The sequence below is a fragment of the Companilactobacillus miaonis genome, from assembly GCF_036913615.1.
Lineage (GTDB): Bacteria > Bacillota > Bacilli > Lactobacillales > Lactobacillaceae > Companilactobacillus.
Genome location: NZ_JAYKTX010000017.1, coordinates 1 through 19,085 on the forward strand (window position 1 = coordinate 1; position 19,085 = coordinate 19,085).

Below are 19,085 nucleotides of genomic sequence, written 5' to 3' on the forward strand. Positions count from 1 at the left end.
GACGCCGTTGCTCTGTCGCAACAACAAGATATATATTACCAATCGAATAAGTGATGTGCAACCCTTTTTTACAAAAAAGTTGAATTTTTTTGCTTTTTTTCTGAAATTCGCTTCATTGCACTGTTTATCCAACCTTGTTTCTGCTTAGCAATCGTCTTATAACCTATTCTATCACGATAATCAGTCCAAAAGTGCTTATGTAAAATAGGTCGTCCAATTCTTTCAGGATGCAAAGCCCTAGTAGACAAGCTGATCTTATGATTGTATTCGTCTATTCCCATTACCAAGACGTCTACTTTATCTCCTATTTGGTATCTTTCTTCTATATTAGAAACAAAACCATGCTTTAATTCAGAGATATGAATCAAGCCCTGATGCTTGTCATCTAATTTAACAAAGACACCATATGATTGTATACCGGAAATAGTCCCAGTAAGTTTGTCACCAATTCTCATATTTTTCCCTCTTTAAATTCTAAATGTGTCACAATATATCTATAGATTATATAACAGAAAATGGTGACTAAGATTATGAATAATAAAATTTATGACATTTCAATCATCGGAGGTGGCCCTGCAGGTATGTTTGCTACTTACTTCGCTGGTCTCCGTAACCTTGATGTAGCATTAATAGAAAGTTTACCCAAATTAGGCGGACAGCCTGAGACACTCTATGCGCAAAAGCATATTTATGATGTAGCCGGTTTACCAAAGATCTCAGCAACTGATCTAATCAAGCAATTAGACAAACAATTGGAAATAACTAAATTTGATAAGTATTTAAATACTTCCGTTTCTTCTATAGAAAGAAATGAAGATGACTCCACTTGGATCTTAACAACTAATAAAGAAACTATTCATACTAAAGCTATTATCATTGCTATCGGTAATGGTGCCTTCAAACCTCGCAAGTTAACATTTGATTACGATAAGACTTTAGAGGATAACAACTTAAACTACTTCGTCAATCAGATGGAAGACTTCACGGGAAAAGACGTCTTAGTAGCTGGTGGTGGAGATTCAGCAGTCGACTGGTCAATCGATCTAAGTAAAGTCGCCAACCACACCTCATTGATTCATCGTCGTAACAAGTATCGTGCGATGGAATCCAGCGTTAAAAAGCTCAATGAATCCAATGTTGAACAACTCAATCCCTACATTATCAAAGGCGTTGACTATAATGCTGACAATCACGACAAAATCGACGTTTCGTTAAAAATGATCAAGTCAGATGAAGAAAAAACTGTCACGGCTGACAAATTACTAGTTAACTACGGTTTCGTGTCTGATTCTAAAATTTTGCGCGATTGGCATATTGAATTAAGCGGTCCCTTCATTAAAGTGACACAAGAGATGGAAACTAATCTCCCTAACATTTTTGCCATTGGTGACATCGTAACTTATCCTGGCAAGCTTCAATTGATTACTACCGCCTTTGCTGAGGGTCCTGTGGCAGTTACTAAAGCTCTTCGCAATCTTTATCCAGATCGTGATTATTTTGAACACAGTACTTCAATTTTTGAAAAATAACTTGAAATTTGTCTTTTGTAAAGCTAATTTTAAGATATGCTAGTATAATAAAGATTAATTTGAAATCTGGAGTTGATTGATTGAGTTACGTAATGAGTCTGATCGATTTTATCCTGCATATTGATAGTCACATGGTCAATATTGTAAATAACTTCGGTCTTTGGACATATTTGATTATGTTTATCATCATCTTCATTGAAACTGGTGTAGTTATTTTACCTTTCCTACCCGGTGATTCCTTGATTTTTGCAGCAATGGCTTTAGCGGCTAATCCAAGTTACGGATTGCTTCCCTGGCTACTCTTTATCATTTTCCTATCTGCAGCTGTCTTAGGAGATTCAATGAACTATGAAATTGGTGAACATTTTGGCCAGTTTGCAACGGAGAATAAGTATCTGAGTAAACTGATCAATAAAGAGCATTTGCACGATGCACATCTTTTCTTTCAAAAGCACGGTGGGAAAACAATTGCTATTGGAAGATTCATTCCCCTAATCAGAACTTTTGTACCTTTCGTTGCTGGTAGTGGAACGATGCATTATGGAACCTTTTTGAAATTCAATTTTATTGGGGCTTTTCTATGGGTCACAGTTTGTTCGATTGCTGGCTTCTTATTTGGAAATATCCCTGCAGTTCAAGAACACTTCTCAATGATTATTCTAGGTATTATCTTAGTTTCATTGATTCCTGTTTTGATTACGGCTTTAAAGAATCGCAAAAAAAGAGCTTAAGATATTATCTTAGGCTCTTTTTTGTTTGGGTTGAAGTATGCCGTCCTCCATAGCAAAGCCGATTTTGGCTGGAACGATGTGGGCCGACTTGGAGCCAATTTCAAAACCGGAAATTGTCTTCAAGCTCGACCTTTTGGTAAGTGCTAAAGCACTAACCAAAATTTCACATCTGAGCCAAATCGGCTTTGCTATTCCGGACTAAATTTCTGTTCTATGGCATATTTACTTTCCATTTCCTTAGAAATAGTAATTCTATTCTGATTTAGGATTTTATATTTTAATAGATTATTGCGTTTCCCTATTTAAAATAGAAATAATAATTCAAAAGAAAGAGGATCTTACTAGATTGCAGTAATCTGCAGTTCTAGTAAGATCCTCTATTTTTATACCAAATTAAATTATTTAAAAAATTGAAATACCACTACACAAACTATAAAACAAATCTATCTAAATCTAAACCTTAATCCGTTTAGATTTCCAAAACATCAACCCTTCAAACACAACAAAGAACAGCACGAAACATTGTGTAAAGAAGTCCTCCGGTAAAACATTAATAATCGGATCTTTAGCTGGATCAAATAGCCAATCGCTGTTTCTGAACAATACTTCATGAAAAATCACGAAAAATTGATCAAAATTAAATAACATTAACAATACCAATACAATCGTACCTATCCCTATCCAGAAAAAGACACGATTGAAATAGGCTCTTACTTTGTGGAATTTCCAAACAAACGCTCCACTAATTATCCAGACTCCAAAATTGAGGATGAAAAGTTTCTTACAATCTTCAAAATGTAATCTGCCGGCTGGAGACGAAATGAAATCACTCAACTTAAATTGCCAATTGAACGGATTTAGTAAATAATCCATCATCTGTGCATAGTTTTTAAAGACCGTTCCATAATCTAATTCCACTAATGAATCTAAGTTATAGTAGCGAATATCAAAGGCAAACAATAAATAACTAGCAAAAATCGTGACTGATATTGCTGTCGTTAAAAAAAAGAAGACTAAAGCAGTTGTGTAAAGTCCATCTTTTTGGGCATTAGACATCCCACTTATCCAAACTTTCTACTTCATGAGTCGGTTTGATGTCAACCTTGGCAATATCTTCATGAGTACTTACACCAGTATAAACTAGCAAAGTATCTACTCCAGAAGCGATACCGCATTTAATATCAGTATTGTAATTGTCACCGACCATCAAAGCTGTTTTAGGATCAAAATTTTTGAAATCAGCTGCAAAATCCATGATGTCACGTTCTGGCTTACCAATATATTTAGCCTTTTGTTGCGTTGAAGTCTCTACTAATGAAATTACTGAACCTGCTCCAGGAACTAAACCACGCTCGTTAGGCAAATTAGTATCGGCGTTAGTTCCTATAAAGAATGCCCCACGCTTAATTGCTAAAGTGGCAATTTCAAACTTATGATAAGTTACATCGTAATCCAAACCGACGATCACCACATCGGGATTAGTTTCTTCAAACTTGATTCCAGTGTTATAGATTGCACTCTTTAAACCATATTCTCCGATAACATATGCGGAGTGGTTACTAATATCATCATCAAACATATTCTTTACATATGCCGCTGTTGCAAGCGATGGTGTGACGACTTGATCGGCAGTAGCTGGGATTTGATGGTTATTAACTAAATTATCAGCTACTTGTTGTGGAGTCTTAGTAGTGTTGTTAGTAAGGAAGTAATAGTCTACTCCTTTGGCTTGTAGATTTTCGACAAATGTTTTAGCTTCAGGAATCTTGTCCTTACCACGATACATTGTGCCATCTAAATCAATTAAATATGTTTGATACTTCATTTATTCTTTTCACCTATTTTTCTAATTTTAAAAGTCTTCTTTGCACTAGTCTTTTTGACCCGGTGCTTAGTAGTCGTTCTGCGCCTATGACTAGTATTTTTATTAACATTCTTATTATTGTTTCCATGCTTATTTTGCGTTGAACGAGTATGGAATCTATGATTACCTTTACGCCGATTTTTCAATGGCGCTTTCTTAACTTTTTCCAAAACAAAATATGCACAACCAAAGTTACAATATTCTAGCAAGTAGTCCTCTAGATGAGAGATTCGTGAATCGAGCGTACTATCACGTCTTTCATCTTCATAAAAACCTTTAAAACGTAACTGGTCGTATCCCCAATCACCAACAATAAAATCGTACTTATCTAAAACGTCATTATAGCGTTCTTCGATTCGTTCCTCGTTGAATCCATTGTCGTGATTTTCAACTATCTTATATTGAGTTTTGTTAATCGTAATTAGGTTATCTGTCAGAACGATAACATCAGCCAATTTAGCTGGTGTTTTATTCTCAACCTCTTGCAAACAATCACCTCAAATCGGATATTTTTTACTTAAATAATCTCCAAAAACATTTCTCAAGAACTTAGGATACAGAATTTCATTATCCCCTGCAATTTCAATTGATGGAAAATAGGGTACAAATAAATAATGGTCCAATAAAGCTAAAGTATACTCTTGATTAGGATTTAATTCTTGACCATTGATATAAACATTTCTTTTATTATCAACTTTTATACCGCGATAAACTATTTCGCCAAATATTTTGCCACGAAAACCCATCCCTTTTTGCTGATGAGTCCGCAAATACAAACGATTCTTTTCCATTTCCATCACTAGACGCCAGACATTTTCGCCAGTCATTGTTGTCTTCATGGCGTGAATTGCATGTGGCAAGAGATCATGTAAATCCTTTTGCGAAATAACGCCCTTAGGTAAATCTTTCAAAAATAGACCTGAACTCAAAATTGCCACTTCGGCACCTGTAAAATCCTGCATGGCATCGAGAGCTTCATTGATTACCGCATGCGGTGCTTGATAGTCCTTGCTCAAAGCAGTTGGCAAATTTGCAATTTTTCTCTGATCTAATAAGCTTTCGCCCTTTTCATGTTGCTCCGAAATCCAAGCGTCATCAGTCTTTTCTTTTGAAAGTTCAGCTGTTCGTGTAGTGAAAGCCACTTTATTGGTAATTTCCTTTTTATCATTTAATTCCAAATCAATATTACCAATATTTTGACCATACTTACCAGCCGCGGCCAACAAGACGCCATTGTCCATCTCACCTTTTTCAAATAAATGATGAGTATGTGAACCAATAATTACATCTATCTCAGGGTGCTTTTTAGCAATCAAGCGATCCATTGACACACCTAAGTGCGACAACAAAATGATGACATCACAATCTTTAACCGATTCCAAAGCCTGTGGCAAAATATCTTGAACCAGACGAATGTCCCAATTCAACAAAGGATAGGTCAAAATAAATGGCGCAGTCATTCCAATCACGCCAATTTTGGTCCCGCTTTTAGTCGTTAATACCTTAAAAGGCTTAGCAAAATCAGCTAATTTTTTAGTTTTTTCATCGTACAGATTATCTAAAATAACCGGAAAATTAGCTTCATCATACAAATGTTCTAATTCTTGATGACTATTGCCTAATCCTTCATTGTTACCAATCGTAGCCGCATCATAATGCAATTGATTCATCCACTCTATGTTGGCTTTACCATTTGTCGCTTCAGTTAGAGGGTGAGCTCGATCCATTGCATCCCCAATATCGAACAAATAAAAATCATCAGCAATACTAGTATTTCTTGAATTCTCAATAAAGCGTGCAATACGTGGAAAATTTTCGAAGTGAGAATGTAAATCATTCGTGTGTACTATTTGAATTTTTTCCATAAAAAGCCTACTTTCTCTGCATTTTTGCTAATTCTTGTTTCTTCTTATCATACATTTCTAAAATCTCTTCACCACGTAAAGGACTGCCCCAAGGCAAATCTTCACTCAAAAATTCACGTTCTGGTGCATCGACACCAACATTAATATTTTCAGCAATTGGCACTGAATAATGATGAATATGCCCATGCAAATTAATTATTTTGTCCACTTTACCTAATAACATGGGATAATGAGTACAATAAAATTGATGATGATCAAATTTTAATAGCGAACCAACGTCTTCAAATTGATATTTCAACTTGCCATCGGACATAGTTTGATTATGCTTATTAATGTATTTAAAAAGTGACCGGTAATCATGATTACCTTTGATTAAAGTCATATGTCCATTTAACTGTCGCAAAATATCAAATGTTTCTTCGTCAGTCGGATAATCTTGTGGTCGCATAGAAATATCACCAAGATGATAAACCCGGTCATTTTCGTCGACCCGATTATTCCAAGCATCGATCATAGCTTGATTCATATCATCGACGTTTGAAAAATGTCTAGGTGCAAAGTTATTTGGTTGTAATAATTGATAGTGATAAAAATGTGTATCAGCTATAAAGTAATTCATTCTATTAATCCTTTGAAATTATTTTATTTGCTTTAAGGATCTCTTCAAAAGCATCACGTATTTTTCCTTCGGGTTTCTTGTACTCGACCCACTCTTTCATTTCCATTGGTGGTACTGAATAATTCTCATTGACGTACTCTTCATAAGTATTGACCGCTGATGAATGAGGAATATTGAGTTTCAAAATACGAACCTCTTTGATCAATCCTAATTCCGCCGCCTTTTCTGCTCGACCATTCATAACAATATTGGCTAATTCATAATATTTTGTACCGTCATTACGGGTAATTTGTTCAATAATATCGAGTGTTTGCTTTTCATTGTCCATTGTTACTACCTCATTTCATTACTTATTTTAGTATATAATATTCAAAAAGTTAGGGAGTTAATTATGATTTCAAAAAACAACCTTTTCAAAATTGCCTTTGCTGGCTTCATTTTTTTCTTTGCCAGTGGTTTCACGGTCATTGGCCATCGTGGTGATCCTATCAATGCCCCAGAAGAAACCTTTGAAAGTTTCAACAAGGCTTTGGATGAAGGTGCTGATTATGTCGAACTTGATATTCACGTTTCCAAAGATAATGTGCTAGTTGTTTCTCATGACCGGGATTTAGAGCGCGTGACAGGTACGTCTGCCATCGTTTCCCAACATAATTTTTCCGAATTGGCAACTCTTAAACAAAAAAATGGTGAGCCAATCCACAGTTTAAATCAAGTTTTTGAGCATTACAAAAATAATCCTAAAGCCAAATTCTTGGTTGAAACTAAGAAGACTAAAAAAGGTAATCCTCAAAATATGGAAGCTTTATTGAAACAAGTGATCGACCAATACGGCATGCAAGATCGAGTCATGTTTCATTCATTCTCGACTAAGAGTTTGCAAAATGAAGCTGAATTAATGCCCAACATCCCCCGAATCTTTATCGCGGGAACCATCAAGCGGGTTAATTTTGAAGTTTTGCAATACGTTACTGGAGTCAATCTTTCTTCCAATATTGTAACCCCTGATGTTATCAACGCCTTGCACTCGATGGGAAAAACCATTTATGTCTGGGACGAAATGAACGAAAGTCCTAAAAAATGGAACACTCTGATCAATATGCCAATTGATGGAGTCGTTACTAACTACCCTGCAACTGGAAATGAATATCGCGAACTAAAAGATAAATCTAAAAGCGAAGTCATCAATCAGAACGTTTATTACATGAGTACTAAATCAGAACCAATTTACGAGAATCCTTACCGTTTAATTAAAACTAATAAAGAGGTTAAACCACTAGATGGCTATCACATTACCAATATTATCCGTTCAAATGGTAAAAAGTATGTTCAACTTGGTGAGAATGAATTTGCCGACGCAACTGGTTTCAACTCAGAATATGTTTTAAAAGATTTGCGCCAATACTTCGGGGCTAGTGTGGTCTATCGTAATCAACAACCTGACAACTTTTTGTACAGTCAACCTGATGAACAAAGTAAAATCAAGAATCGTCTTGAAGCAAACAAAGTTCAAAAAATCATCACGATACAACGCCGTGGTTCTCAGACATGGTTAAAATTAAAGGGTGGTTGGATCAACGCTAAAAACGTCTTGATTCAATTAAATCCTAATAACTATTTAGGTAACGAAAGTTTAAAGAGTTATTACAATTTACCTAAAGGTCAACGATTACACAATGTCGATCTACTCGAAGACATTTCCATTGCTCAGCCAACAGGCGATCAAACTTTACGGGACACGTCATTGATCAATGAATTTAACAATTTATTCATTGATTTTTCAACAAATAATGACAGCGATTCCATAAAGACAATTTAGGTAAATTAGCCATTAATCCAAACCTTTGGTAAAATATATAAAACTTCATGTGGAGGTCAAAAGATATATGTCTATAGATTGGGAAAAAGAAGTTTCACATCGCTCAGATGAATTAATAAACGACCTTTCAGAGCTAGTAAGTATTGATAGTTCTCGAGACGTCGAACACAAAACAAATGATTTTCCTTTAGGACCAGGACCAGCCAAGGCCTTGCAAACATTTTTACATTTTGCAGACCGCGACGGCTTTGAGACTAAAAACGTTGATAATTTAGCAGGTCGCATCGAATTCGGTGATGGTGACGAATCGATTGCCATTTTAGGACACGTCGATGTAGTTCCAGAAGGTCCAGGTTGGGATACTAATCCGTTTGAACCAGTAATCAAGGATCGAAACTTTTATGCACGTGGTGCTAGCGATGACAAAGGCCCTAGTTTGGCTTCCTACTATGCCATGAAAATTATTAAGGAACTAAAATTACCTACTAGTAAAAAAGTTCAATTAATTTTAGGAACCGACGAAGAAAGCGAATGGGTTGGCATCAATCATTATATGGAAAAAGAAACTATGCCAGAAACTGGTTTCTCTCCCGATGCTGAATTTCCAGCTATTAATGGTGAAAAAGGTATCGTTTCCTTTAGAGTCAACTTCCCTACACCAAAAATCGGTTTAGTGAAAGAAATGAAAGCTGGTATCAGACCTAATATGGTGCCACAAAATGCTGAAGCAGTTATTGATTCAGAAAAAATCGAATTTGAAGATTTAAAGACAAAGTTAAATGATTTCTTAGCAGAAAACAAAGAAGTTAAAGGCGAAGTTTCAAATGATGACAAATTAGTCGTTAAAATCATCGGTAAAGGTGCTCATGCCATGGAACCATTCAATGGTATCAATGCAGGTACTTACTTGGCCAAATTCTTGTTGACTTTAGATTTGAATGAATCAGAAAAATCTTACTTCTCATTTATCGTTAACCAACTCCATTTGGACTTTGCCGGCAAAAACTTAGGAATTGCCAACACTCATGAAGTGATGGGTGACTTAACTGTTTCTCCTAATATTTTTGAATACAACCAAGAAAAAGCAAATATTCTTCTTAATATCCGCTATCCAAAAGGTGACACCGGTGTTACTTTGACTGACAAGATCAATCAAAACTTACCAGAAAACGTTTCAGCCGTTATCAAAGGTCACAATCAATTGCCTCACTTTATTGAAGCAGATGATCCACTAGTTCAAGCTTTAGTCGGAGCTTATCGCGATCACACTGATGATGATACTGAGCCATTCACTGTTGGTGGTGGTACTTATGGACGTATTCTCAAACACGGAATCGCTTTTGGTGCAATGTTCCCTGGCGACGAAAATGTTATGCATCAACCTAATGAATATATTAATATTGATAAATTGTTAAAAGCCACAGCAATTTATGCAGATGCTATCTACCGCTTAATTAAGTAAGTTAATAAAAGTTCTGTAGAAGATAATTCTATGGAACTTTTTTGTTTTTACACTTCTAAATCAATTTTATTATATAATTACGGTATGTAACTTTTTAAGGGAGCTCATTTAAAAGTGAAAAATTTATGGAATAGCATTGTCAATTGGTTCAAAAGTATAAAGAGCTGGTCCGATTTTGCTAAGAAAGCTAATCTAACGATAGAGATCATTCGTCGAATCATTCTCTATTCTATTGCCGGCCTATTTATTATTTTGAGTTTATCCGTCGGTCTCGGTTTAGGATATGTTTCGGCATTAACGAGTCAAGTTAGTGTCCCAACTAAAAACGAGATGAAGACGGAACTTCAAGATGTTAATAATTCAGCTACTCTATACTTTGCTGATGGACAAAAAATTGAAAGTCTAAAAAAGGATCTCGTTGGTACAAAAGTATCGATCAACGAGATGTCACCATATCTTAAGAAAGCTATTGTTTCCACTGAAGATAGTGACTTCTATCGACATAAAGGTGTCGTCCCAAAGTCAATTTTTCGGGCGGTCATTTCTGATATCACAGGTATCGGTACGCAAACTGGTGGATCGACTTTGACCCAACAGACCGTTAAGATGCAAATGTTATCATCAGAAACAACTTGGAAACGTAAAGCTGTAGAAATTTTCTTAGCTATGCGTGTCGATAAATATTTCTCAAAAGATGAAATTTTAGCCGATTATTTGAACGCCGCAACTTTTGGTCGCAATAATAAAGGTCAAAACATTCAAGGTGTTCAAGCTGCTGCTAAAGGTCTCTTCGGAAAAGATGCCAGTGATTTAAATTTGGCTGAATCAGCTTTTATTGCCGGTTTACCACAAAGTCCATCGATTTATACTCCATATGATGAACGTGGTCGGGTTAAAGATGATATCAGCCTTGGTTTAAAGCGTAAAGACATCGTTTTATATCGGATGTATCGTGACAATCAAATTTCAGAAGCCCAATACAATCAGGCTAAGAAATTTGATTTGAAATCTGACTTTTTAAAGCCTGCTAGTGCTAATTCTTCAAGTATTAAATATGGTTACTTGTATAATACTTTGACTGATCAAGCTCGGACAATTATCATCAAACGCCTAGCTAAAAATGATGGTATTAAATATAAAGATCTAGTTAAAGATAAGAATCTATACGAAAAGTATTACACTCAAGCAGATACAGAATTACACAATAAGAATTACAAGATTCACAGTACGATCAATAAGAGTTTATATGTCGCTATGAATAAACAGGCTCAAGCTTACAAAGGTAATCTTGGTACGACTCATACTGACGATGCAACAGATCCTAATACTGGTCGTAGTATCAAAGTCTCTGAACCTGTTCAAAACGGTTCAGTCCTTCTTGATAATAAAACTGGTCAAGTGTTAGCCTTTGTCGGTGGGGTCAACTTTAAGAAATCACAAATTAACCACGCCTTTGATACTCATCGTTCACCTGGTTCTTCAATTAAACCGTTGATTACCTTTGCACCAGCAATTGAAAATGGTTTAATTGGTTCACAATCAATGTTGGCCGACTTTAAGACTAGCTTCAATAAGTACTCACCAACTGATTATGGTGAAACTATTCAAAATCGTTTCATCTCAGCTCGTGAAACTTTGGAAGAATCATACAATATTCCTTCAGTTAACTTATATAACTATATTCGTCAACAAGGTGTCAGTTCTAAGAAATACATGTCGAAGATGGGCATCAATTTAACTAACAAAGAATATAACCAACTCGGTATTACTTTAGGTGGTACAGCAACTGGTGTGACAGTTCTTGAACAAGCCAGCGCCTTTTCTACTTTTGCCAACAAAGGGGTTCATGTTAGTCCTTATATCGTCTCGGATGTAACAGATCCTTCTGGTAAGAGTATTTACAAGCATAAAGATTCTAAGAAACGTGTCTTCACCAAGGAAACTTCTTACATTATTAAGAACATGCTACATGGCGTTGTTACTAAAGGTACTGCCTCAGCCTTATCATACGAATCTAACTTCAATACCAAGAATCTCTTTGGTAAAACTGGTACTTCAAATGACTATCGTGATAACTGGTTCATTGGTAGTACTGACGGTATGACGTTAGCTTCCTGGATCGGATACGATAACTTCTACGGTAACAATTACAACTTATCAAGTAACTCAACAAACTTGAATCAGGAACTCTGGTCGAAGATGGCTAATGCAATTTACGACCAAGATCCAAGTGTCTTGAATGCTGAAACTAGTTTTGATCGTCCTAGTGGCGTTAAATCATACAAGGTCGACAAGGAAACTGGTACCAAAGTTGGAACAATTGGCTACAATGGTGTAACTGCTAAGGTCAATCAACATACAACAACTTCGCTTTACTATAAAGGCAGTCCAAAAGCTATGTCCTACGATGAATTTGCTATCGGTGGTAAAGCTAAGAACTACAAGTCCTTCTGGGATAACTACTTTGGACACAGCAGTACCTACGGTCAAGTTAAAACTTTAGGCGATTCAAACAAGAGTACTGATGAATTAGCTATTGAAAACGGTAGTGGTCGAACTTCTGGTTTCAGTAATAGTACTAATAGCTCTGACTCGTCTGACGTTATTACAAATAACCGTTCAACCAATTCTTCAACGACTGAATCACGTTCAACGACTGAAAATGGTACTACCGATACTGGTACAGGTACTGGAACTGGTGGTAGTTCAGGTTCTGGTTCATCTAATGGATCATCAACTAGTGATACTGGAACAACAACTACTCCAAGTGACAACAATAGTAGTTCTAATACTGAACAGCCTACTACCGGAACTGGTGACAGTTCTAACTCAAGTGGTGGAGAAGCTAATACAACTCCTCCAACTGGAGAATAACGAAACTCCCATCAATTGAATCACTTCAAAAGATGGGAGTTTTCTTATTTTATTTAAAGGAGATACTTATGTACTTTAGCGCAACATTTTTACAAAATTCACTTTACGTCGTCGCAAGCTTACTAATTTTATTTATCATCATTGATCTTATTTATAGATGGAGACACAACATTAAAATTTGGGATAAATCATTAACTTTAGCCTCAATTGTTTTAGTCAATACGATCTATTCGATTATTTCCGGATTTTTCGATATGCCTTATGAGTTTAGCTCTATTTTTACCGGTGGGTTATCATTAGTTGCATTTGGCTATATTGTCGTGATTATTTGGGAATTGCATAAGCAACGTAAAACTAATCAGAAATAGGAAAAAGCTCTGAGATTGAATTTATTTGGCTTTTGAAGGATACGATTATTTTGATTCTTCTTATTTTTAATTTTAAGAGTATTAAAAAAGGATCTTGCTGGGATTGCAGCTATTGCTGTATTCCGGTAAGGTCCTTTTTAGATTCTTTTTAGACTTTTTTATTGTTGCTTAGATTAGTGCTTTCTTGTGTTATGTCCTAAACTTGCAGCATAAACGCGTTCCGCAGGCCAGGAGTCAACATATAGCTACGCTTCCCAAATCATCCGCAAAGTACGCGGATAATTCGTGAAGCTAGGCTATCTGCTGACTCCTAAGCAGGCCTACTCCACGCTCTCTATTTTGTAGATCCACGTTTTACGATACTATATGGTAACTTAACTGTATTTTCATCAATTTGTTCTTGATTCATCATCTTTGTCAACAAACGCATTGCAACGGCTCCGATATCATACAATGGTTCTTCAACTGAACTCATCTTTGGACGTGTAACTTCACAAAGTACTGTGTCATTACTTGTAACAAGTTCAAAATCATCTGGAACCTTAACTCCGGCTTTCACTGCTGAGTTCAAGATACCTGCAGCTAATAAATCATCTGTGACATAAGCTGCTGTAGCACCACTGCTACTGATTGCGTCCCAAATTGCTTCTCCGGCACGTACTGAGTATTCTGCTTCAAAGACTAGATTTGATGAGAAGTTCAAATGAGCTTTCTTCAAAGCTTTCTTGTAACCGTCTAGACGATATTTACCGTCGATTGGGTTTTCAAGACTTCCACCAACATAAGCAACTTTCTTGTGTCCGTTAGTTGTTAATTGACCAACAACACTAGCAACCGCATCAGTATAATCAATATTTACACTGGCACTTTCATTGTTTTTGTCGATTGAACCTGCTAAAACGATTGGTGTCTTTGAGTTTGCAAGGATTCTCTTTAATTTCTTAGATAATTGTTTACCCATGTAAATAAGTCCATCAACTTGCTTTGATAGCAAATTATTCAAGATTTGTTCCTCATCACCAACAGATTCTTGTAAACTAGTTAAAATGATGTTGTATTTGTACATTGAAGCAACGTCATCAATACCTTTAGCCAATGATGCAAAGTACAAATTAGTGATATCTGGCAAGATAACCCCAATTGTAGTACTCTTTTTACTTGCCAAACCACGGGCAACAGCGTTTGGACGGTAATTCAAACGATCAATTACTTCCAAAACTCTCTTTCTCGTTTCTTCTTTTACATTGGCGTTACCGTTAACTACACGTGAAATTGTTGCCATTGAAACGTTAGCAGCCTCAGCTACGTCATAGATTGTTACGACCTTTTTATCCATTTATATTCACTCTCTCAAACAATATTTTCATTAATTAACTTTAATTTATCAAAAATTTTCAACAATTGCAAGCGGTTTCTACATTATTGGCATATGTTTTCATATTTTTTCAAAAAGAAAATGGTTTTCAGTGATATACTACTAATAAATCTGTACGTAAAGGAGTATTTTCATGAAGAAACAATTACAAGATCTACAAGAGTACTTAGCACAAAACAACTTGGATATTGCTTATATTTCAAATCCAAGTGACATCCACTACTTCACTGGTTTTTACAGTGATCCCGTGGAAAGAATTTTAGCACTTTTAGTTTTCCCTGACAAAGACCCATTCTTGTTTGCACCTCAACTAGAAGTTGAAGCCTCAAAAGATGCCGGTTGGGATAAAGATGTTTTTGGTTATTTAGATCATGAAGATCCATTTGCTTTGATGGCAGGCCATATTAAAGATGTTGCTGGCACACCAAGCAAGTGGGGAATTGAAAAAGATGACCTTCCCGTTCAAAAATTAGAAGCTATCAAACAACAATTCCCAGACGCACAATTTCCTACTAACTTATCACGTTACATGGAAAATGCCAAATTGATCAAAACTCCAAGTGAAATTGAAGAATTAAAAGCTGCAGGTGCCGAAGCAGACTATGCCTTCACCGTAGCCTTTAATGCCATCAAAGAAGGACGCACAGAGCAAGAAGTAGTTGCTGAAATCGAATATGCCATGATGAAAAAAGGTGTCATGCATATGAGTTTTGACACGATCGTTCAAGCCGGTGCCAACGCCGCTAACCCCCATGGTGGACCAGAAAAGACCCCTATCGAAAAAAATGAATTGGTTTTGTTCGATCTAGGTACAGTCCACAATGGCTATATCTCTGACGCCTCCAGAACAGTAGCTTTTGGTCAGCCAGATGAGAAATCACTCGACATTTATAAAGTAGACTTGGAAGCTCAATACGCCGCCATGGATGCTGCCAAACCTGGTATCACCGCTGCTGAACTAGACAAAGTAGCTCGCGACATCATCACCAAAGCCGGTTACGGTGAATACTTCATCCATCGTCTCGGACATGGTATGGGAACTTCAGAACACGAATTCCCATCAATCATGGAAGGAAACGACATGGTTCTAAAACCAGGCATGTGCTTCTCAATTGAACCAGGAATCTACATTCCAAACGTTGCCGGAGTAAGAATTGAAGACTGTGTCTACATCACAGAAAACGGCTGCGAACCATTCACACACACAAGCAAAGAACTAACTTACATCAAATAAAATATTATATTTAAGGATTAGGTGTGTGTTAAGTATGCCGTCCTCCATAGCAAAGCCGATTTTGGCTGGAACGTGGTGGGTCGACTTGGAGCCAAATCGGCTTTGCTATTCCGGACTAAATTTCAGTTTTATGGTATATTTACTTTCCATTCCTTTAAAAATAGTGGTTCTATTTTGAATTATCACAAGTATTTTAATAGGCTACCAAATGTATTCAAAATAGAAGTAATAATAAAACAGAAAGAGGATCTTACTAGATTGCAGTAATTGCAATTCTAGTAAGATCCTCTATTTTTATATCAAATTAAATTAATTAAAAAGTTGAAATACCATATCGTATCCAGACCATAAAACAATTCTTCACTCATTCTAAGTAGAATAGTATCCACTTCAGGATTTATTGATTAGCTGCAAAGAACCGAATTCCGTCTGGAGCAACAGCTCTGGGAAATGCTCAGTTGTGCCCACATCGTTCCAGCAATTTCCCAGAGCTGTTGCGGAAGACGGCATCTAACCACCCATCCAAATTAAAGAACTAAATTATTCTTCATTCAAATCATTTTCATCAAAAACAATATCAGAAGCATCCTCATCATCTTTGATCTTATCAACTGTTGAAGTCATATGATCTTTCAAAGCATCGGTCTTATCATTAAAAGCATTAACCAAATCATTGTTAGCTTTTAATCCTAAACCACCATTATTGAAATCCCCACGAATTGTTTTGATGTTCTCAATAACTTTTTGACCGGCTTCACTAGTTAAATACTTAGAAGCTAAATATCCTGATGCACAGCCTAATGCTAGGCCAATAATAAAATGATTATTTTTCATAATTACTTATTCTTCTTTCTTGGCCATACCTTAGTAGCTGTCTTGAGAACTGTTGCTACATTACCTACTGTTAATAGATTTTGAAGGTTGAAACCTGAATTGTGTTCCTTTGAAGTTGCGGCGGCACTCTTCTTACCGAGATTTTCTACGGTATCAAAAAGTGGATTTAGTTTGGCTGACTTACTATTAACGTCATCCATCAATGTATTTGTCTTGTCCACTAACTTAGTACTTTGGTCCATGATTTGGTCAGTGTTCTTTGACAAAACTTCTACCATCTTGGTCGTTTCCTTCATTGTTTCTTGCAATTCTTGAAGTAATTTAGCTGTTTGTACTAATGTTCTGGCTAAATATACAACTAACACTACAAATGCAACTGCTGCAATTAATCCTGCAATTTGTCCACCAGTCATAATATTACCCTCCTGTATTTTAATAGCACTTTCATACTAGCATTATAACAATTTTAGGGCAATTATTTACCAAATAATCCAATCTTGCCAGAGTTTTTCTAACTTCTTAATGGCGTTACCACGATGGCTGATTTGATTCTTTTGATCCAAGGTAATTTGTGCCATTGTCTTGTCCAATTCAGGTACATAAAATAGCGGATCGTATCCAAAACCATCGTCTCCTTGAGGTAAAGTCGCAATCAAACCATCGACAGAACCTTCGACTACTAGATCTTGGTCATTTTTAGGATTAGCAAATACTAGAGTTGAAACAAATTGAGCAGTTCTTTTTTCTAAAGGAATTCCGCCTAATTCACTCAATAATTTAGCATTATTAGCCGCATCATTGTGGTCACCGGCATATCTAGCTGAGTGAACACCAGGTTGGCCATACAAGGCGTCTACTTTTAACCCTGAATCATCTGCTATCACAGGCAAATTGAATTGGTCCATTACAGCATGTGCTTTAATAGTTGCATTCTCTTTAAAAGTTTTGCCCGTTTCTCTAATCTCTGGGAAATTGGGAAAATCTAGTAACGTCTTCAATTCAATTTCTTGGCCATCAAAAAGTCGCTTAAATTCACGAGCTTTACCAGGATTTTTAGTTGCTATTATGATTTCTTTCATCATTTCCTCCAATATCTACTAAGTTAATTTCATCAATATCCGTCTGTAACCAACGTTTAGCAAGTCTTGAAAATTCCTTGATATCAGCTGTCGCGTGCAATTTCAACACTCGTTTTGGTTGTGCGGTCAAGGCATCATTTCTTGTTAAATAATTTTTGGCTACTGTAACTGTTGAAACTGCTGGATCAACAAGTTTAGTATTAGGTAAAAAGTTATTGATCTGTTTTTTCAACATTGGAAAATGGGTACATCCCAAAATCAAAGTGTCAAATTCATTATCCTTAAATGGCTTTAACGTTTCTTCAATATTTTTCTTGGCTTCTGATGAATCAGCTTTATCTGCTTCAACAAAAGAAACAAATTTTTGTGCTGGAACGCCTAAAGATGTAATTTTAGGATTAATTTCATGAATCGTTTGATTATAACTCTTTGAGTTGATAGTCGATTCTGTCGCAATAATTCCAATATGATCTGTTTTTGTTACTTTAGATGCTTCTTGTGAACCTGGTTCAATGACACCAATCATGGGAATGGTGAATTCACGACGCATAGTTTGTAATGCATTGGCTGTAGCTGTATTACAACCATAAATAATTATTTTTACATTTTGACTGATTAAATACTGTACCATTTCACGCGTATAAGCTATGATTTGGTCATGAGTCTTTACTCCATAAGGCATTCTTGCCTCGTCACCAATGAAAACTACATCCTCGTTAGGCATTTGTCTGATGACTTCCTTAACTACTGTTAATCCGCCTAATCCAGAATCTAGTACACCGATTGGTCTGTTATCACTCATATGTTACCCCTACCTTCGTTTAAGCGAATTGATTGTATTTTAAAAAAATAATCATATACTATCTTTTACATTGACTTAAAAAGCAATTACTCTAATGATATAATAAATTGTCTAAAAAAAGGAGTTAAAACAATGGCCGCAAAACCTAATGATCTCAACAAACCAGAGTTAACTAATACTCAAGATAATAAAAATGTAGACACGTTAACTGAAAATTACTTTGCCGTTTCAGTACTCCGTGATTTTATCCTTCCTGATTTACTTGATAAAGACACTGTGGAACTATTATATTGGGCTGGAAAAAATTTGAGCCGACAATTGATTCTCGACATGCAAAGCTTACCTGACTTATTCCAAAAAGCCGCTTTTGGAACTTTGGAAATAACTAAGCAAACTAAACATAGTTACATTTACACTCTGAGTGGTCCTGAAGTTATCCAGCGTTTCGATACTAATAATGATGATCCAGAATTTTCATTAGAGACTGGAATAATCGCTGAAACTGTCGAACGAACAATTGGTGCCTTTTGTTTAGGTACTTATACCGTTGACAGCAAAGCCAAAAAGGTTTCAATTAAAATACAAATTGATCGAAACTAAAGTATACACCAAAAAAACCTCCAATTCGCA

At 36.0% G+C, this 19,085-nt stretch carries 21 protein-coding genes; 9 read left to right on the forward strand and 12 right to left on the reverse strand.

Annotation, left to right across the window (positions count from 1 at the left end):
- Window positions 1–68: 68 nt before the first annotated feature.
- Window positions 69–455 (reverse strand): CvfD/Ygs/GSP13 family RNA-binding post-transcriptional regulator, encoded by a 387-nt coding sequence (locus U8521_RS12000; RefSeq protein WP_334331590.1) that lies wholly within the window; start codon window positions 453–455, stop codon window positions 69–71.
- A 75-nt stretch (window positions 456–530) separates the two neighbouring features.
- Here U8521_RS12000 and U8521_RS12005 point away from each other — a divergent pair, with 75 nt between their 5' ends.
- The 3 genes from U8521_RS12005 (at window position 531) to U8521_RS12015 (ending at window position 2,462) form a co-directional block, all read left to right on the forward strand.
- Window positions 531–1,529, forward strand: coding sequence for an NAD(P)/FAD-dependent oxidoreductase (locus tag U8521_RS12005; protein ID WP_334331591.1), 999 nt, complete (start codon window positions 531–533; stop codon window positions 1,527–1,529).
- Between the two features lie 92 nt (window positions 1,530–1,621).
- Window positions 1,622–2,260 carry a VTT domain-containing protein gene (locus U8521_RS12010; protein WP_334331992.1) on the forward strand — a complete coding sequence of 213 codons (639 nt, stop codon included), beginning with the start codon at window positions 1,622–1,624 and terminating at the stop codon, window positions 2,258–2,260.
- Window positions 2,261–2,297: 37 nt separating this feature from the next.
- Window positions 2,298–2,462 carry a hypothetical protein gene (locus tag U8521_RS12015; protein WP_334352856.1) on the forward strand — a complete coding sequence of 55 codons (165 nt, stop codon included), beginning with the start codon at window positions 2,298–2,300 and terminating at the stop codon, window positions 2,460–2,462.
- A 251-nt stretch (window positions 2,463–2,713) separates the two neighbouring features.
- On the opposite strand, the gene U8521_RS12020 is transcribed toward U8521_RS12015, so the two are convergent.
- Genes U8521_RS12020 through U8521_RS12045 form a run of 6 tightly spaced genes read right to left on the reverse strand, consistent with a single transcriptional unit; the run spans window position 2,714 to window position 6,936 of the window.
- The gene (locus U8521_RS12020; RefSeq protein ID WP_334352857.1) at window positions 2,714–3,316 is read right to left on the reverse strand and encodes a TIGR01906 family membrane protein; all 603 of its coding nucleotides are present in this window, start codon (window positions 3,314–3,316) and stop codon (window positions 2,714–2,716) included.
- On the reverse strand, window positions 3,309–4,085 hold the full coding sequence (locus U8521_RS12025) for a TIGR01457 family HAD-type hydrolase (RefSeq protein WP_334331593.1): 777 nt from the start codon (window positions 4,083–4,085) through the stop codon (window positions 3,309–3,311). The genes U8521_RS12020 and U8521_RS12025 overlap by 8 nt, the downstream gene beginning before the upstream one ends.
- Entirely contained in the window at window positions 4,082–4,612 is a 531-nt protein-coding gene (locus tag U8521_RS12030) for a YutD family protein (protein ID WP_334331594.1), read from the reverse strand. Before U8521_RS12030 ends, U8521_RS12025 begins: the two co-directional genes overlap by 4 nt.
- Before the next feature lie 9 nt (window positions 4,613–4,621).
- Window positions 4,622–5,989, reverse strand: coding sequence for a bifunctional metallophosphatase/5'-nucleotidase (locus U8521_RS12035; protein WP_334352858.1), 1,368 nt, complete (start codon window positions 5,987–5,989; stop codon window positions 4,622–4,624).
- Between the two features lie 7 nt (window positions 5,990–5,996).
- Window positions 5,997–6,608, reverse strand: a complete 612-nt coding sequence (locus U8521_RS12040; protein WP_334331596.1) for a metallophosphoesterase — start codon at window positions 6,606–6,608, stop codon at window positions 5,997–5,999.
- A gap of 4 nt (window positions 6,609–6,612) precedes the next feature.
- Window positions 6,613–6,936 carry a hypothetical protein gene (locus U8521_RS12045; protein ID WP_334331597.1) on the reverse strand — a complete coding sequence of 108 codons (324 nt, stop codon included), beginning with the start codon at window positions 6,934–6,936 and terminating at the stop codon, window positions 6,613–6,615.
- A gap of 63 nt (window positions 6,937–6,999) precedes the next feature.
- Here U8521_RS12045 and U8521_RS12050 point away from each other — a divergent pair, with 63 nt between their 5' ends.
- The 4 genes from U8521_RS12050 (at window position 7,000) to U8521_RS12065 (ending at window position 13,131) form a co-directional block, all read left to right on the forward strand.
- On the forward strand, window positions 7,000–8,427 hold the full coding sequence (locus U8521_RS12050) for a glycerophosphodiester phosphodiesterase (RefSeq protein WP_334352859.1): 1,428 nt from the start codon (window positions 7,000–7,002) through the stop codon (window positions 8,425–8,427).
- A 67-nt stretch (window positions 8,428–8,494) separates the two neighbouring features.
- Window positions 8,495–9,889, forward strand: coding sequence for a dipeptidase PepV (gene pepV, locus U8521_RS12055; protein WP_334352860.1), 1,395 nt, complete (start codon window positions 8,495–8,497; stop codon window positions 9,887–9,889).
- A 114-nt stretch (window positions 9,890–10,003) separates the two neighbouring features.
- On the forward strand, window positions 10,004–12,763 hold the full coding sequence (locus tag U8521_RS12060) for a transglycosylase domain-containing protein (protein WP_334352861.1): 2,760 nt from the start codon (window positions 10,004–10,006) through the stop codon (window positions 12,761–12,763).
- Window positions 12,764–12,831: 68 nt separating this feature from the next.
- The gene (locus tag U8521_RS12065; protein ID WP_334331601.1) at window positions 12,832–13,131 is read left to right on the forward strand and encodes a hypothetical protein; all 300 of its coding nucleotides are present in this window, start codon (window positions 12,832–12,834) and stop codon (window positions 13,129–13,131) included.
- 334 nt (window positions 13,132–13,465) lie between these two features.
- Here the strand turns inward: U8521_RS12065 and ccpA are convergent, their stop codons facing one another.
- On the reverse strand, window positions 13,466–14,467 hold the full coding sequence (gene ccpA / locus U8521_RS12070) for a catabolite control protein A (RefSeq protein ID WP_334331602.1): 1,002 nt from the start codon (window positions 14,465–14,467) through the stop codon (window positions 13,466–13,468).
- A gap of 172 nt (window positions 14,468–14,639) precedes the next feature.
- Here ccpA and U8521_RS12075 point away from each other — a divergent pair, with 172 nt between their 5' ends.
- On the forward strand, window positions 14,640–15,740 hold the full coding sequence (locus tag U8521_RS12075) for a M24 family metallopeptidase (RefSeq protein ID WP_334331603.1): 1,101 nt from the start codon (window positions 14,640–14,642) through the stop codon (window positions 15,738–15,740).
- A 540-nt stretch (window positions 15,741–16,280) separates the two neighbouring features.
- On the opposite strand, the gene U8521_RS12080 is transcribed toward U8521_RS12075, so the two are convergent.
- The 4 genes from U8521_RS12080 to murI all read right to left on the reverse strand — a co-directional run bounded on the left by U8521_RS12080 (window position 16,281) and on the right by murI (window position 18,455).
- A complete protein-coding gene (locus tag U8521_RS12080) occupies window positions 16,281–16,574 on the reverse strand; it encodes a hypothetical protein (protein ID WP_135372121.1) in 294 nt (97 codons plus the stop codon).
- Between the two features lie 2 nt (window positions 16,575–16,576).
- Complete coding sequence (locus U8521_RS12085; RefSeq protein ID WP_135372119.1) at window positions 16,577–16,987, reverse strand: DUF948 domain-containing protein; 411 nt, start codon at window positions 16,985–16,987, stop codon at window positions 16,577–16,579.
- Between the two features lie 66 nt (window positions 16,988–17,053).
- Window positions 17,054–17,653: an XTP/dITP diphosphatase gene (locus tag U8521_RS12090; protein WP_334331604.1), complete on the reverse strand. Its 600-nt coding sequence runs from the start codon at window positions 17,651–17,653 to the stop codon at window positions 17,054–17,056.
- Window positions 17,628–18,455 carry a glutamate racemase gene (gene murI / locus U8521_RS12095; RefSeq protein ID WP_334352862.1) on the reverse strand — a complete coding sequence of 276 codons (828 nt, stop codon included), beginning with the start codon at window positions 18,453–18,455 and terminating at the stop codon, window positions 17,628–17,630. Before murI ends, U8521_RS12090 begins: the two co-directional genes overlap by 26 nt.
- A 132-nt stretch (window positions 18,456–18,587) precedes the next feature.
- Between murI and U8521_RS12100 the strand changes: the two genes are divergently transcribed.
- Window positions 18,588–19,055 carry a DUF2507 domain-containing protein gene (locus U8521_RS12100; protein WP_334331606.1) on the forward strand — a complete coding sequence of 156 codons (468 nt, stop codon included), beginning with the start codon at window positions 18,588–18,590 and terminating at the stop codon, window positions 19,053–19,055.
- Window positions 19,056–19,085: the final 30 nt, after the last annotated feature.

Excerpts from the sequence above, each read along its gene's own strand:
- U8521_RS12000 (WP_334331590.1), bottom strand. The coding sequence starts at position 455 with ATGAGAATTGGTGACAAACTTACTGGGACTATTTCCGGTATACAATCA.
- U8521_RS12005 (WP_334331591.1), top strand. The coding sequence starts at position 531 with ATGAATAATAAAATTTATGACATTTCAATCATCGGAGGTGGCCCTGCA.
- U8521_RS12010 (WP_334331992.1), top strand. The coding sequence starts at position 1,622 with ATGAGTCTGATCGATTTTATCCTGCATATTGATAGTCACATGGTCAAT.
- U8521_RS12015 (WP_334352856.1), top strand. The coding sequence starts at position 2,298 with ATGCCGTCCTCCATAGCAAAGCCGATTTTGGCTGGAACGATGTGGGCC.
- U8521_RS12020 (WP_334352857.1), bottom strand. The coding sequence starts at position 3,316 with ATGTCTAATGCCCAAAAAGATGGACTTTACACAACTGCTTTAGTCTTC.
- U8521_RS12025 (WP_334331593.1), bottom strand. The coding sequence starts at position 4,085 with ATGAAGTATCAAACATATTTAATTGATTTAGATGGCACAATGTATCGT.
- U8521_RS12035 (WP_334352858.1), bottom strand. The coding sequence starts at position 5,989 with ATGGAAAAAATTCAAATAGTACACACGAATGATTTACATTCTCACTTC.
- U8521_RS12040 (WP_334331596.1), bottom strand. The coding sequence starts at position 6,608 with ATGAATTACTTTATAGCTGATACACATTTTTATCACTATCAATTATTA.
- U8521_RS12045 (WP_334331597.1), bottom strand. The coding sequence starts at position 6,936 with ATGGACAATGAAAAGCAAACACTCGATATTATTGAACAAATTACCCGT.
- U8521_RS12050 (WP_334352859.1), top strand. The coding sequence starts at position 7,000 with ATGATTTCAAAAAACAACCTTTTCAAAATTGCCTTTGCTGGCTTCATT.
- pepV (WP_334352860.1), top strand. The coding sequence starts at position 8,495 with ATGTCTATAGATTGGGAAAAAGAAGTTTCACATCGCTCAGATGAATTA.
- U8521_RS12065 (WP_334331601.1), top strand. The coding sequence starts at position 12,832 with ATGTACTTTAGCGCAACATTTTTACAAAATTCACTTTACGTCGTCGCA.
- ccpA (WP_334331602.1), bottom strand. The coding sequence starts at position 14,467 with ATGGATAAAAAGGTCGTAACAATCTATGACGTAGCTGAGGCTGCTAAC.
- U8521_RS12075 (WP_334331603.1), top strand. The coding sequence starts at position 14,640 with ATGAAGAAACAATTACAAGATCTACAAGAGTACTTAGCACAAAACAAC.
- U8521_RS12080 (WP_135372121.1), bottom strand. The coding sequence starts at position 16,574 with ATGAAAAATAATCATTTTATTATTGGCCTAGCATTAGGCTGTGCATCA.
- U8521_RS12085 (WP_135372119.1), bottom strand. The coding sequence starts at position 16,987 with ATGACTGGTGGACAAATTGCAGGATTAATTGCAGCAGTTGCATTTGTA.
- U8521_RS12090 (WP_334331604.1), bottom strand. The coding sequence starts at position 17,653 with ATGAAAGAAATCATAATAGCAACTAAAAATCCTGGTAAAGCTCGTGAA.
- murI (WP_334352862.1), bottom strand. The coding sequence starts at position 18,455 with ATGAGTGATAACAGACCAATCGGTGTACTAGATTCTGGATTAGGCGGA.
- U8521_RS12100 (WP_334331606.1), top strand. The coding sequence starts at position 18,588 with ATGGCCGCAAAACCTAATGATCTCAACAAACCAGAGTTAACTAATACT.